Source organism: Verrucomicrobiota bacterium, from assembly GCA_037139415.1.
GTDB lineage: Bacteria > Verrucomicrobiota > Verrucomicrobiia > Limisphaerales > Fontisphaeraceae > JBAXGN01.
The window spans coordinates 1-14,439 of the sequence record JBAXGN010000201.1; the positions used below are offsets into that span (position 1 = coordinate 1).

The 14,439-nt window shown below is 59.4% G+C and carries 9 protein-coding genes; 2 read left to right on the plus strand and 7 right to left on the minus strand.

Annotation, left to right across the window (positions count from 1 at the left end):
• The 5 genes from WCO56_25000 to WCO56_25020 form a co-directional block, all read right to left on the minus strand.
• Window positions 1-952: protein TolA (locus WCO56_25000; GenBank protein ID MEI7732854.1), on the minus strand; the 952-nt coding region annotated here is incomplete at its 3' end.
• A 68-nt stretch (window positions 953-1,020) separates the two neighbouring features.
• The gene (locus WCO56_25005; protein ID MEI7732855.1) at window positions 1,021-2,034 is read right to left on the minus strand and encodes a phytoene/squalene synthase family protein; all 1,014 of its coding nucleotides are present in this window, start codon (window positions 2,032-2,034) and stop codon (window positions 1,021-1,023) included.
• A 121-nt stretch (window positions 2,035-2,155) separates the two neighbouring features.
• On the minus strand, window positions 2,156-3,568 hold the full coding sequence (argH, locus tag WCO56_25010; GenBank protein MEI7732856.1) for an argininosuccinate lyase: 1,413 nt from the start codon (window positions 3,566-3,568) through the stop codon (window positions 2,156-2,158).
• A 70-nt stretch (window positions 3,569-3,638) separates the two neighbouring features.
• Window positions 3,639-6,185, minus strand: a complete 2,547-nt coding sequence (locus WCO56_25015; GenBank protein MEI7732857.1) for a DUF4962 domain-containing protein — start codon at window positions 6,183-6,185, stop codon at window positions 3,639-3,641.
• Window positions 6,186-6,187: 2 nt separating this feature from the next.
• Window positions 6,188-6,448, minus strand: a complete 261-nt coding sequence (locus WCO56_25020) for a hypothetical protein (protein MEI7732858.1) — start codon at window positions 6,446-6,448, stop codon at window positions 6,188-6,190.
• 272 nt (window positions 6,449-6,720) lie between these two features.
• Here WCO56_25020 and WCO56_25025 point away from each other — a divergent pair, with 272 nt between their 5' ends.
• Both WCO56_25025 and WCO56_25030 read left to right on the plus strand, forming a co-directional pair.
• Window positions 6,721-8,061 carry a hypothetical protein gene (locus WCO56_25025; GenBank protein ID MEI7732859.1) on the plus strand — a complete coding sequence of 447 codons (1,341 nt, stop codon included), beginning with the start codon at window positions 6,721-6,723 and terminating at the stop codon, window positions 8,059-8,061.
• Window positions 8,062-8,079: 18 nt separating this feature from the next.
• On the plus strand, window positions 8,080-9,690 hold the full coding sequence (locus WCO56_25030) for a tetratricopeptide repeat protein (GenBank protein MEI7732860.1): 1,611 nt from the start codon (window positions 8,080-8,082) through the stop codon (window positions 9,688-9,690).
• Between the two features lie 30 nt (window positions 9,691-9,720).
• Here the strand turns inward: WCO56_25030 and WCO56_25035 are convergent, their stop codons facing one another.
• Complete coding sequence (locus WCO56_25035) at window positions 9,721-12,063, minus strand: HEAT repeat domain-containing protein (protein MEI7732861.1); 2,343 nt, start codon at window positions 12,061-12,063, stop codon at window positions 9,721-9,723.
• A 39-nt stretch (window positions 12,064-12,102) separates the two neighbouring features.
• Entirely contained in the window at window positions 12,103-13,395 is a 1,293-nt protein-coding gene (locus WCO56_25040) for a Gfo/Idh/MocA family oxidoreductase (protein ID MEI7732862.1), read from the minus strand.
• Window positions 13,396-14,439: the final 1,044 nt, after the last annotated feature.

Here is a 14,439-nt window from a genome sequence, read left to right on the forward strand (position 1 = left end):
CCTTTGCCCTGGCTTCCGCTTGTTTGGCTTGTTCGGCCTGGGCTTTTTCCTGTTCCGCCTTCACGCGTTTGGCTTCCTGTTCCGCCAGTGCCTTGGCCTTCTTTGCTTGCTCGGCCTGATAGGCGGCTTCCTTGACTTTGACTTCCGCTTCAAATTTTGCCTGCCTGTCTGCTTCCGCCTTGGCTGCTTTGTTCAGCTCGGCTCGGGCGGCGTCTTCTTTGGCTTTACGAAGGGCTTCTTCTTTCGCCTTTTGTTCGGCTAATTGCTTTGCTTTCTGATCCGCTTCGGTCTTGGCCGCTTCTTCCTTTGCCCGCTTGGCCGCAGCTTCGCGCATCTGTTTTTCCGCCAGTTCTTTGGCTTTCTGATCGGCTTCCGCCCGGGCCTTCGCCTTTTGGGCGGCCTCCGCCTGGGCTTTTTCTTGCTCCGCCTTTACGCGTTTAGATTCCTCGATGGCTTTGGCGGCATCGTCCTTGGCTTTTTTCTCAGCCAATTTTTGGGCGGTCTTCTTCGCTTCCAGTTCGGATTTGGCACGGGCTTCCGCCGCCTTTCTCGCTTGCTCGGCCTGGGCGGCTTCTTCCTTGATTTTGAGTTGCGCTGCTTTTCTGGCCGCTACCTCGGCATCCGCACGGGCTTTTTCCTCGGCGCGCAGACGCGCCTGTTCTTTCCCGCGCGCTTCTTCCTGGGCTTTTAATTCTGCCTTGAGTTGTTTTTGCTGTTCCCGGCGCAGTTTGGCTTCCGCCTCCTCGCGCGCCTTGGATTCAGCCTTCAGGCGTTCATTCTCTTCCACCAAGCGTTTTTCTTCGGCGGCTTTGCGCGCTTTAGCGTCGGTCGCGACCTGGCTCTCCGCGTCTTTTCGGGCCTTTTCTCTCACTTCATCCTCGGGGGTGCTGGCTGCGTTACTGGCGATAAAACCGGCCAACAGGAGCACCGATGCAATTTTCAGATATTTCATAACGTTTCTCTTATAAAATCATTCCATTTAGCTTCTTCGTTCATGCAAACCCACCAACTCAGGCCGATTTACGTGAATAAACGCTGCCATAATTTCGGGAACGGGTAGCGAATCAGCGTGCTGAACAGCACTGCCCGCACTTCGTTCCGACTTACTTTAACGCACGAATTTGTTGCGAGTATAGGGTTTGCGCGGAGTTTTACCAGCGTTTTTATTCCAATTAATATGGGCCATGCACAGGCCAGTCGGACCCGCCTTTGCCCGTACGGCACCGTGTTGGTGTATTCCCACCCCGCCGCCAAATGCTCATGCGCCAAGTCCAGATACTGAACATACAGCGGACGCAGCGTTTTTTCCCGATTCGGGTCCAGCAAGTCCGACGGTCGTAACCCGATGGTCTGCAATCGGTCCTGTGGCAGATAGCAGCGCCCATTTCGTAAATCCTTGGGCAGATCGCGCAGGATATTGACCAGTTGCAAGCCCTTCCCAAAACGCACCCCTTGCTGCAACAGTCGCCCTTCATCCAGAGGGACTTCTGGAAACAGGTGCCCCCGGCAAAGATGGGTCCAGAATTCCCCCACGCAACCCGCCACCCGGTAGGTGTAATCATCCAGTTCCGCATCCGTTTTCAAGGCAACAATCGCCGACTCGCTGGCCCCGCCAAACCGTTGCAGGTCCAGAATCTGCCCCGAGGTGATAGTTTCCAGTACGGTGCGGATTTGCGCCTGGTCTGCCGACTGATTGCCCGCCAGCAATCCCAACGCCTCCTCAATGCGTTGCAACAATTTCAGTTCTGCCGGGTTGTCCACGGCGGACGCCGACACCTCAAACGTGAATCGCCCGGTGCTTTGCCCCAGAATGCGGTGCCGCAAGGCGGCCAATGCTTCCAAGCGCTGACTGACAGGAACTAACGTGGTATCCGCGATGGTGTCTGTGGCGCGCGCCAGCAGGTAGGCCAGCCCGATCTGCGAGCGCACCGCGCGCGGCAACACCCGCAACGTCAGATAAAACGAACGGGAAACCGCTTTCAATAGCGAGGTCAGCAGTTCCTGTTCGCCGGACGTCATGGCTTGGTCAGTCATGGAAATGTAGTCGAACTTCTCAACATAATTCGCTCTTGTATCACCAGCATCCGCCCGTCGCTTCGAAATTCGGCATTCGGATTTCTTTCGGAGTTCGGTTTTCGGCCTTCGGCCTTTTACATTATGAATTCCGGAGTTCCTTTTTCCATCGGGCCAATTGGCGCGCAACTTCTTTCGTGCCGGGCGCGCCCACCATTTTGCGGCGGGCCATGGCCCCTTGCAGATTAAACAGAGCAAGCACCTCCGCGCCAAATAATGGATTCACAGATTGATAGTCCGCCAGCGTGAGTTGGTTCAACGGTTTGCCTTGTTTCTCCGCCAGTCCCACCAGCGCGCCCACCGCGTGATGCGCCTGCCGGAACGGCAACCCTTTCTGCACCAGGTAATCCGCCAGGTCCGTCGCCAGCAACGCGGGATCCGCCGCTGCCGCGCCGCACGCGGCCCGGTTCACGCTCGTGTTCGCCAGCATCGCCGACATCAGCCGCACACACGCGCGCACCGTGTCCACGCTATCGAACAGCCGCTCCTTGTCCTCCTGTAAATCGCGATTGTACGTCATGGGCAACCCCTTGAGCAGCGTCAACAGCGACACCAGGTTGCCGATCACCCGGCCTGATTTGCCGCGCGTCAACTCCGCCACGTCCGGATTTTTCTTCTGGGGCATCAGCGAGGAACCGGTCGTGTAGGCGTCCGCGATCTTGATGAAATTGAACTCGCTGCTCGTCCACAGCACGACGTCCTCCGCCAGCCGCGACAAATGCACCGCCAGCAACGCCGCATCCGCGCAAAATTCCACCGCGAAATCCCGGTCGCTCACCGCGTCCATCGAATTCTGCGTCAATCGTGGAGCGCCTCGCGAATCCACAAACTCCAGCAGCTTCGCGACCAACTCGCGATTCAGCGGCAGCGTGGACCCGGCAATGGCGCCGGCGCCCAGCGGGCAGACATTGACCCGCTGGAAACAATCCAGCAGCCGCTCATAATCCCGGTGGAACATCTCCACATACGCCAGCAGATGATGCGCCAGATACACCGGCTGGGCCCGCTGCAAGTGCGTGTACCCGGGCACGATCACCTCCACATTGGCCTCGCCCAGCTTCACCAGCGTCAGTTGCAACTGTTGAATCTCCACCGCCAAATCCAGAATTTCTTCGCGCAGCCAAAGCCGCATGTCGAGCGCCACCTGGTCGTTGCGGGAACGCCCGGTGTGCAGCTTCGCTCCGGCGGGAACGCGCTTCGTGAGTTCCGCCTCGATGTTCATGTGTACATCCTCAAGCTCGGGTTTCCACACGAACTTTTTCGCGGTGATTTCCTGGCCAATCGCCTCCAGGCCGCGGACGATGCTGTCCAACTCGGCCTTGGTCAGCACGCCGATGCTGTGCAGCGCGGTCGCGTGCGCCATCGAACCAAGGATGTCATAGCGCCACAACCGCCAGTCAAATGAGATGGATTCGGAAAAGGCGGCCACCTCGGCGGCGGGACCGCCGCTGAACCGTCCGCTGCGCGATACCGGATTAGAGTTTTTCTTTTTCATTCGTACAGCGATAGAAGGTAAATGATGCCGCCGATAAAGTCACGCGGGAAAACCATGATTGCGGCTGGGTTCACGGCAACTTTGATGCCCCGGCCTGCGTCCAATCCAACACCTCCGTGCGCGGCCCGGTGCGTGCGCCGCGACTCACCTGAAACGTCCACGTTTCGCCCCGGCGCTCCAATTGAATTTGCGGAAGCGGCTCCCCGGTTCGGGCCCAGGATAACGCCACGGCATTGCGCCAGTGAGTTTGTTTGGTTGCCAGGCGCAGCGTGAATTGCCGATCACTCTTTGCGCCGTGCCGGTCGGCGGCACCCAACTCCTCCGCGGTCACGTTAACGCTCTCGGTGGTCAGCGGCATAAAATTCAGTACGACATTGGCGCCGCGCAGACTGAACTGGTTGCCTTCGCGCTGGGCGGTTTTTGCTTCCGGATGAAAACGCAGCTCCAAATCGGCAGGGCGATCCATGGTGATGTCATCCGCCACAATCAACACGTCCGGTTTCACGAACAGCAAATGCCGCACATACCGTTGCAGGCCGAGCTTGCGCGGATAGGCTTCAGTGGCATCGCCGCTGAGGCGATCCACCTCGGGCGTGGAGGACGCGCGCAATATGCGCGGTTGCGCCTTCGCCGCCAGCGGCTGCGATCCGGAAAACCACATCTGACCTTCCCCCAATTGGCCGCTCCCGTTCACCAACAGCGTATTATGCTGGCTGGTCGCTTTGGCGCGGTACCCGTCATCCCGCATCAGCCACTCGCCACCGCCGAAGAGCACAAAATGATTCGCGTCCGGATGCACATGGCCGCTCCCGGCATCGTAGGTGAATTTCTCCATCGCCTCGTGTCCCAGAAACGGGCCGCATTTAAACACCAGGAGCGATTCCTTGCCCGACCAATCGGAGCGCGCGGAGACAATCTCCAGGTCTTTGAAATGCCGTAGTGTTGGCAGACGGTCGGGCGCGACAGGTGCGATGGCGGGATCATACCACAACAGGTTCAGCCAGGGCGCGCCCCCGGCGCAAATCCGCGCGGAATCCATTTGTTCCGCCAGCCATTGGGCATGGCCATCGCGGTATTCGTGGGCCAAGGCGCGCAGCAGATATTCCGGCCCGTACCAATGGTTGCGGGGACAGTCCGCCAGGTCCACAATGCAATTCTCTCGCGTCCAGGCGGCGCGAGGCAGCACCAGATACTGCGCGTACGCGGCGGTATTCTTCCACCAATCGCCGGAGTACAAATTGACCTCCAACCGCTCGCGCGCCACCGCCATGAATTTGAGCATATATTCGACCCCGTACTCCCAGTAGCCGACGCCTTCGTGACTCGCCCCATCCGGACCCAACACCGCCATGGTCTGCTTGAACTTATCGAGCCCGAAGGCAATCCAGTGCGGCGCGTCTTCCGCCTCGCCATACAAAGCCAGCCCGGCCATCGTCATGCCGCAGGCATTCACCCATAGATGATTTTGCAGATAGGAGCGATGCCAGTAGGTCTTGCCATTCGCGGCGGCGGCGAACATCGCTCCGGTGCGGCGGACCAGGGTTTCCCGAATGGTTTTTCGCGCCGGTTCATCCAGGTCATCGTGGCACCAGTCATACACCATGCTGAGCCCGAACAATTGATGTCCGGTGGCCAGGTCCATGCCATCCATGCGGCCGAGACCCCAGGTCTTGTAACCGCACGAGGCCAGCGCCCACGCGCGCGCGCTGTCCAGATATCGTTTGTCGCCGCTTAACCGGTACGCGAGCGCCAGGGTGGGCATCGCATTACCTACTTCCCGTTGCCAAAGCTGCTCCTCACCGCTGCTCCGATCCTGTTCCCGATACGCGGGCGGACCGCTTTTAACCAACGGATCGGCCACCACCCGCAGCTTCTGCCAGAGCGGCGCGTGCGTGCCTTGAATCGCCTGCCGCAATTCCACCAGTCGCGCGGCGCTGAGATAAATGCGGGGATGTGCACTGCGCACCGCTTCCAACGCGGCGGGAATCGGGTCGAGCCGGAATGGCTCCCGCCGGCTTACCTTGGCGATGGGTTCAAGTTGGATCTCCCCCAGGCGCATCTCAATCTCAGCCGCTTGGCCCGTGCCCTTTTCCAAACCCAGCCAGCAGAGTGCAGTCCCGGTCGGAGCGGTAAATTCCGCGGTCAACAATTGCCACTTGCCCAGGTTTTTCTCGGCATAGGTTTCCGTATTGACCCGTCCCAGGGCGTTATTCGGATTCTGGGCAAGAAACTCACATTTTAGGCACGGCATGGGCGTGCGCGGGCCGACGCGATCCACCCGCACCCACGCGCTTAGCCGATAATTTTGCCCCGCCACCAGCGGCTGCCGCTCCGTTTGCGCGTAATTCCAACCTCCGGCGATGGTGCCATGAATGCGCAGGCAGGCGCGACTCTCCGGTGTAGCACCCGGTTCGGCGAGGCGCTCCACCTGAATGGTTTTATCCCGGGGCTTCCAGCCGCTGGTGCCGGTCTCAAACGACCAGCGCAACGGCGCGGCCGCTGCCAGAACGCCGGTGGCCAGGCAAACCAGCAGAACCAATACCCATCCGTACCATCGTGATTGTGTGTACATGAACTGGCCGTGAAAGTACCAAGAGAAATTACGGTCGAAAATCATTTTTAAATTTGTTGCCAAACGCCCGCTGCATCCTGTTTGAAAACCAACTCCTTGCCGGACTCGTCATACTTGACCCGCCGGTGCTCAGTGCGGCCATCATCATACACAATTTCCCGAGCGATCCAGGTTTGGCCGTGCTCATCCCGTTGTCGTTCTTCGTGAACCATGGGGCCATTGATGGGCGTATTCGGGGACGCCGCCGAGTGGAAACGAATCCGGTACGATCGCTTCCCGAACAAATCAAATAATGGCTTATCAGTCACGAAAGCGACGTTAATTCGATGGCAGAAAAAACTCAACTCCCTTTAAACCCAAACAGCGTGACATACAATAACCCAGAGACCACACCCATCCGAACCATCGTGACTATTTACGCGTGAACTGGCCATGAACCTACCAAAAAAATCACGCCCGAAAATCATTTAATGCTGAATGGGTGAAAAAGCCCTCGCTGAATTTTCATACTCGATTTGCCCTTGCCCGTCCCCGGTCTGCATGCTTTACTAAAGGCGCTCCATAAATGGGAGCCACAACAATGTCACAATTACTGAAAAGGCTTTATAACAACTGCGACCCGCAGCAACCTGCCACGGCTGAACAGTACGTGGATACGGATGCGGTACGCGGAGATCGTGACTTGACCGATCAAATCCTGGCCGAACTTTCCCACGCTGACCCCGGTCATTATGTTTGTTTCCTGTTTTCCGGCCATGTCGGCTGCGGCAAATCCTCCGAGTTGCGGCATCTGGCCGATAAATGTTCAAGCCAACAGCTTCTCCCGGTGATGATTGATGTGGAGGAATACATCGAACAGTACGACGTTACTCCCACCGACATCTTGCTGGCCATCCTGGCGGAGTTCTCCAGCCAACTGGCTAGGCGAGGCATCCAACTTCAGGACACCTATCTGCACAGCCGCTTGCAAGAGTTAAAAGAGTTGTTGTTTAGCAAGGTTCAGACGGATGGCGTGGGCATTCAGGTTGCGTTGCCGGCGGTCACGGCCAATTTCAAGACCGTGCTCAAGCGCGATGAAGCCAACCGCGACAAGGTCCGCAAAGCCCTGGAAGGTCAAACCAATTCCCTGCGCGCGGAAATCACGCGGATATTCGACGACGCACGCGTCAAACTCAGGGCTAATAATACGTATCAAGATTTCGTCCTCATCCTCGACGGCCTGGAGAAAATCCAGCGCATGAAGGGCTTCGTTGAAGGGTACGCCACGCACCGGGAGTTTTTTATCGAACGCCACGCGCAATTGACCGGGCTAGGCTGCCATGTCATCTATACCGTACCCCTCGCTTTGGTTATCTCGGATGGCGCTCTGCTGCAGCAATATTATGGCTCGCCCATGGTGCTGCCCATGATCAAGGTGGAAAACCGAAATCATCACCGCTGCGAACCGGGCTACAGCCAGTTGAAGGCCCTGGTGCAAAAGCGTCTGGAAACCGGCACGCTGCTGAAATCCACAATTCAAGACGATGCCCTCGAATTCCTTATCAAATATTCCGGTGGCCATGTCCGCTTGTTGATGAGCCTGCTGCGCCAGGCGAGTGTGGCTGCCAAACAACCGCCGATCGCCATGAAGGACGCGGAGGACGCGCTTGGTCCCACCATTGAAATCTTTGGGCGCATGCCGCCTTCCTACTGGGACAAACTCGCCGCGCTGGAGTTGGAACCGAACCACCAGGTGGATAACACCGACGATGACATCCGCAAAATGCTTCAGTTAACCATTATTCTTGAATACCGCAACGGCGAGGGGGCGGCGGATCGCTTTAGCGCCCGGCGCACCTGGTATGCCGTGCAGCCCATCGTGCGCGAATTGGACCTTTTCAAAAAGGCGCTGGCGCGCCAACAAACCCCTGCGGGGGCTTGAACCCCGACGAGGTGGATCATGGGCAACCCGTTTTCTCCTGCCGCCACCGATAATGCCTCGCAGTTGGAATTGTTGGCCAACTCGTTGCGTTTGGCAGAGGGTTTCTCCCTGTTGTTCGCCGTCTGCAACAACCCGTTGATGCGGGCTAAACTGATTACGGACCTGCGTGCGCGGTTGCCGGATCAACCCATCACCGAGGTGCCGCTCACTAACGCCACGCCCAATCTCTATCTCGCCCTCCAATTGTTTGGCAAGCTGCCAGTGTCGCTTCCGGTCCGGCGCATCACCTGCGTGCATGGTTTGGAGGTCTGGCTGCCGAGTGAACCCGTCGGCGATGCCCTCAAGTTCATCCTGAATCTCAACATCACGCGTGACCTTTTTCCCAAGCTACTGGCCGGTCCGCTGGTGCTCTGGCTTCCCGAGCACGCCCTCTGGCTGATTGCCTCCCACTCCCCCGATTTTTTTTCCATTCGTTCCGGCCTCTTTTTCTTTACGGCGCAGACGGACGAGCCCATTCGTTCCGAATCCCTGTCGGGGCGGACCGAGGCATCCGACAGTGATGGCCTAAGCCTTGCGGAAAAACAACAGCGGCTGCTGGCGTTGAAACGAACACTCGCAAAACTTCAACAGCTTCCATCCGATAAACAAGACGCCCGGATGGAGATTCGCCTTTTGTATGGCATTGCCGAGACCTTCCATGCCTTGGGCCAATATCAAAATGCCGAACCACTGTACCGCCGCGCCTTGGAAACGAGCGAACGTGTCTTGGGACCGGAGCATCCGGGCACGCTCGCGAGCCTGAGCAACCTGGCTAAGTTGCTGCGTGCCAAAGGGGACGTGGCCGTCGCCGAACGGCTGTACCATCGCGCCTTGGAAACGTGCGAACGCGTGCTGGGGTCGGAGCATCCGGACACGCTCTCGAGCCTGAACAACCTGGCCGTTTTGCTGCGTGACAAAGGGGACCTGGCCGCCGCCGAACCGCTGTACCGCCGCGCCTTGCAAACGCGCGAACGCGTCCTCGGGCCGGAGCATCCGGGCACGCTTTCGAGCCTGAACAACCTGGCCGTTTTGCTGAGTGACAAAGGGGACCTGGTCGCCGCGGAACCGCTGTGCCGTCGCGTCTTGGAAACGCGCGAGCGCGTTCTGGGGGCGGAGCATCCGGACACGCTATCGAGTCTGAACAATCTGGCCATTTTGCTGAGTGACAAAGGGGACGTGGCTGCCGCCGAACCGCTGTACCGCCGCGCCTTGGAAACGCGCGAACGCGTGCTGGGGCCAGAGCATCCGGACACGCTCTCGAGCCTGAACAACCTGGCCGTTTTGCTGCGTGACAAAGGGGACGTGGCTGCCGCCGAACCGCTCTACCGCCGCGCCTTGGAAACGTGCGAGCGCGTCCTCGGGCCGGAGCATCCGGGCACGCTCTTGATCCTGAACAACCTGGCCAATTTGCTGCATGATAAAGGCGAGTATGCCGCTGCTGAACCGCTGTACCGTCGCGCGGCGGAAACGGCGGAACGGGTCTTGGGCAAGACGCATTCCAGCACCCAGCGTTATCAGCGCAACTTAGCCAAACTCTTGGCGGCGGCGGCGAAAGCCAAGCTGCCAACCCCAAACCCACCGCCAGCCTGATTGCGGGTCCTTCTGTGTGCCGATTTGAAATTAGCGCGCGGCCGGCCCGGACGCCCGTCCCATGGGTTCGAGGCGGCGGATGGCCAGCCGGATGGCGCTGCGGATATCTTTATCGGGGTCGTTTGCGGCCGTGCGCAGCAGCGGCAATACCGCCGGGTCCTTGAAAAATATCAACGCCCGAGCCGCGTAATAGCGGGAGCCGCCGAAACTGTCCACCGCCGAATTCTCTTCGGCCAAAACCCCGGCCACCGCCAACGCGCCGCCGGTTTGCAGGCCGCGCGCGGCCAATCGTTGCCAGGCGGGCTCTGGATCATCGCGCCGCGTCTCCAGCAAAGCTCGGGCTTCCGGGGTGTTGAGCCGAATCAAGGCCACGATCGCCGCAAAGCGCTCCCACCGTTCTTTTGATTGCAATAGTCCCGTCAGGACCGGCAGCGCGTTGGTCTGGCCATGAAACGCGAGCGCCCATGCGGCGGCCAGGCGGGTCCGGGGTTCCGGGCTTTTCAGGGTGCTTTCCAAGACCGGGATGGCTTGGGGATCGCCAATCTCCGCCAGCGCAAAGGCGGCGGGAAAGCTCGTATCGGAATTCTTCCCGGCCAGCACCCGCCTCAGCGGCGGTATGGCGTGAGCGTCCCCCAAGTGGCCCAAGGCCCAGGCCGCTTCGGCGCGGACGGAGCCGGATTTATCCAGCAGTGCCGCCTCCAGCGCCGGCAGCGCCTGACGATCACTAATCAACCCCAATGCCTCGGCGACCTTTTGGCGCACGTTTGCATCGCGGTCCTTGCGCAGCAATTCCATCAGCGGCGCCACCGCCGCGCGGCTGCCGAGTTCGCCCAATGCCTTGGCGGCATTGCCCCGCACGTCCGACTGGTTCTCCTTGAGCGCGCCCAGCAGCAGGGTCTCCGCTTGCGCGTGGCCGATGTAGCCCAGGATGTCCGCCATTTCGCCCCGCAGGGAGCCGGCGGTGGCATACAAGGCGAGGATCTCTTTGATATAATCCTCCGGCTTCCATCCGCCCAAAGCGCGCGCGGCCTGCACGCGAACCTCTTCCGAAGTATCGTTCTTAAAGGCCTTGGCCAGGTTGGGCAGCGCCTCGCGCGCGCCAATGTGGGCGAGCGCCACCACGGCCTGCTTCCGGACTTCCCGGTCGCCATCCTGTTCGAGCGCTTCCACGAGCGCTGGAATGGCCGCCCTCGCCTGCTGCCGGCCAAGTGTCTCCGCCACCACCCCCCGGACCTCAGCCACAGCGTCCCCGCGCAACATGAGGATTAGCGCGGCGGTGACGTTTGTGCCCCGTTGATCCTGCAGCACCCGGGCGGCTTCCTGCCGCACATTGGTTCTGGTATCGGATTGCAACGCCGCCAGCAGCGCCGCGATGGCTTCCGGCCCGGGATGGTTGCGCAAGGCGGAGACGGCGGCGTACCGCACCCATTCGTCCGGATGACTCAAGACCTGAATCAAGGCCGGTTGCACCCGCGGATCACGGTGGTCCTGCAGCGCCCGGATTACGCTGGATTGAACCCCGGAGTCCTGTTCCTGTTGAAGGGCGGCCAGCAGGGCGGTGGTGCTGCGTTCACCACCCAAGCGACCCAAGCCTTCGGCGGCCTCCCGCCGCACCTGGGTTTCCGAATCCTGGCTCAGGGCGGTCAGCAAGGACTCCAGGCAGCGCGGGTCTTCCATCTGTCCCAAAGCCGCCGCCGCCGCGACTCGCAGTTCATTACTGCTCGTGTTGCTCAAGAGCGGTATCAAGCTGGGGATGGCATTGGTCGCCTTCAATTGCCCAAGCGCGCGCACCGCTTGCGCGCGCACGTCCAGGTCCTTGTCCTGTTGCAGCGTGGCCAGCATCAGGGGGATTACGGCTGGATTACCGATCTTCGCCAGCGAGTCAATGAGGCCGCACCGCACGTGGGCCTCCCGTTCTTTCGGCAAGGCCTGCTGCAATTGCGCGAATGCAGTTTCGCCGCTGATTTCAACCAGCACGCTGGCCGCCATGCGCCGCACGTTCGGGCTGGCATCCGCCCCCAACGCCACGCTCATGGCGGGCACGGCCAGCGGGCCGAATTCCACCAGTTGAGACTGGATGTCGGTCTCCGAAAGCTGATCCCCTGAGGGTTGGTGCGAGATGTAGCTGTGGAGCCACTCAATCAGGACCCGCCAGCTCAACCGCCCATACTGGTTATAGTGTTCCTGCTGGCGCACCACTTTGAGGAGATGGGCGATTTCCAAGTCCGCGTCGGCTTGGGGAGTATGGACGGGGGCGGGTCGCAACCACAGCCCAATCAGCCCCAGGGCAGCCAATATCAGCGCGACCAGCCGGATTTTTCCCCAAGGCCACTCGGGCGGCATCGCTTCCTCTTCTGTTTTTACGGGATTCATATAAGTTAAATACCCCTGCGCGTTGCGGCCAGCAAGCCGCTACAGGGTCCAGCCTTTGCGGTATTGATGTTGCAGCACGGCGTTGGCTTCCGGGCAATTGGTGGCCTGAAGTCTGGCGCTGTCCCAGATCAGCTTCTTGCCGACCCGGAAGGCGGCGTTGCCGAGCAGCACTGTCTCGGTGAGCGGCCCGGAGTAATCAAAGTTGCAGAGCGGTTTCCCGCCCGTTTTGATGGCCGCGATCCATTCCTTGTGGTGCCCGAGGGATTGGGGGATGGTTTGCGGCGGCCGGGTGAAGTTGGCGAACTTCGCTTCCGGCAGCAGCGCGTGCTGGCCGTAGTTGGAGATCACCATGCCCTCGCTGCCGACAAACAGGACGCCGCTCTTCCATTGCTGATACAGCGCGCCCTCCACCAGTTGGGGGTGTTTCCCGCCGTGATACCACGTCAACGCCACGGGCGGCTGCGCCCCGCGCGCCGGGAACTCATAGCGCACCACCAACTGGGGCGGCACGGAATGCGGGTGGACGGCGGGCCCATCCAGCACTTCCACCGTCAAGGGCGTTTGCAGGCCCAGCGCCCAGAACGGCAAATCCATGTAATGGCAGCCAAAATCACCCAGGCCGCCCCCGCCAAAGGCCCACCAATTGCGCCAGGCGGCGGGAATCCACGCCGGGTGATAGAAGTGCCCGGCCACCGGCCCCAGCCACAACTCATAATCCAGGTTCGCCGGCACCGGCGGACGGTCCGCGGGCAGGTCCTTGCCGCCATAGGTGACGTTCACCCACACATGCACTTCCTTCACCGCGCCAATCACGCCTGCCTGAATCAACTCGACGACCCGCCGGTAATTGTTTTCGGCGTGAATCTGCGTGCCGATCTGCGTCACCCGCTTCATCCGGCGCGCCGTTTCCATCACCCGGCGGCATTCAGAGACGGTGCGCGTCAACGGCTTCTCGACGTACACATGATACCCCTTGTTCATGGCCGTGACGGTCGCCACCGCATGGGTGTGATCCGGCGTGCTGACCACCACCGCGTCCAGGTCGGGATGCTCCAGCAACTCCCGGAAATCCCGGTACGTCCGGGCCCCCTTATGCTTCTCCAACGCCGCCTGCAAATACCCCTGATCCACATCGCACAGCGCCACCACGTTTTCCCCGGAGACGCCTTGTAGGTTGCTGCCCCCGCGATGCGCCACGCCGATCACGCCGACATTCAATTTCTCCCCGACGGCAATCTTGCCGGCGGCGGGAAAGGCGGCCACCGTCATCAAACCGCCGGTGGCGAACGCGGAACGCGCCACAAATTGGCGCCGGGATAGCCTTTGTTTCATAATACGGATGCTGTTTTGTTCGGGCTAAACTAGGCCGCCGCCCAAGCGGCGACAAGGAAAAACAGCCAGTGGGAAGGATGGGGAAGTTACCAGTGATCAGTAACCAGTGATCAGTGGTTTTTTACACTTATTTGCACCTTATTGCACTTTTCTGCACCACCTTTGGGTGCGGCCCACTGCAATAGTTGAATTGAAAGTTGAGGCAAAACTTTACTAATGGTTTACCATTTCTTTAACGGATTTGGTTTTTTGTGGTGGACGAAGACCATTTGCCCGCTAAACACGCGAATCGACGCGGATGGGGCACATGTCCGGCTCAAGCCAATCATGATCTCAACATCTGATCTACGCATAACTCACTTTCGGTTAGGAGGGTTTCCCTCCTGGTTATTCTGGGACACACACGTCCAAGGATTGGTTTTATAGTTTTATATGATTATAGCTGGATAGTTGATTATTATAAACCCATTCCTCATCGAGAAAGGCCCGGATAACCGGGGGTTACTGGCCCTCCACCGGAGAGTGTTCGCCGGCCAGGCAACGCGACACCGCCGCGCCGACTGACGATGTAACTGATACGTCATTCCGAGATGGAATGCAATGAAAAACTTTAAGAAAATGGAACATAATGCATAACTGACGTAAAAACGAGAACGGGGGAACGGCGAACCGGATTGCCTGCTAATTCCCATTTCTGGCTATGCAGTTGACGCCAGCAACCACCATCGGTTGTGCTGATGAAGGCGATAACCACACAGGATCTTGGGGTGAAAAGCAGCAACTGGCGTGATCTGAATAGCCAGCTTCCCATTTATGCATCCGCGTTGCTGTCTGTTTTTTGTCATGCAATTGTTTCTTTACAACTCTTACGCGGCTGTGTTATGAGCTGCATAAGTCAACGTAGCTGATGGGACACAAGGTGTTCTGCAAGTTGTTGGTAAATTATGGAATCATCAAATATGAAGACCGATATTCATTCTGACTGCCTCGCGGTTGTCGAACAGCGGTTGTCGAACAGCGGTTGTCGAACAGCGGTTGTCGAAC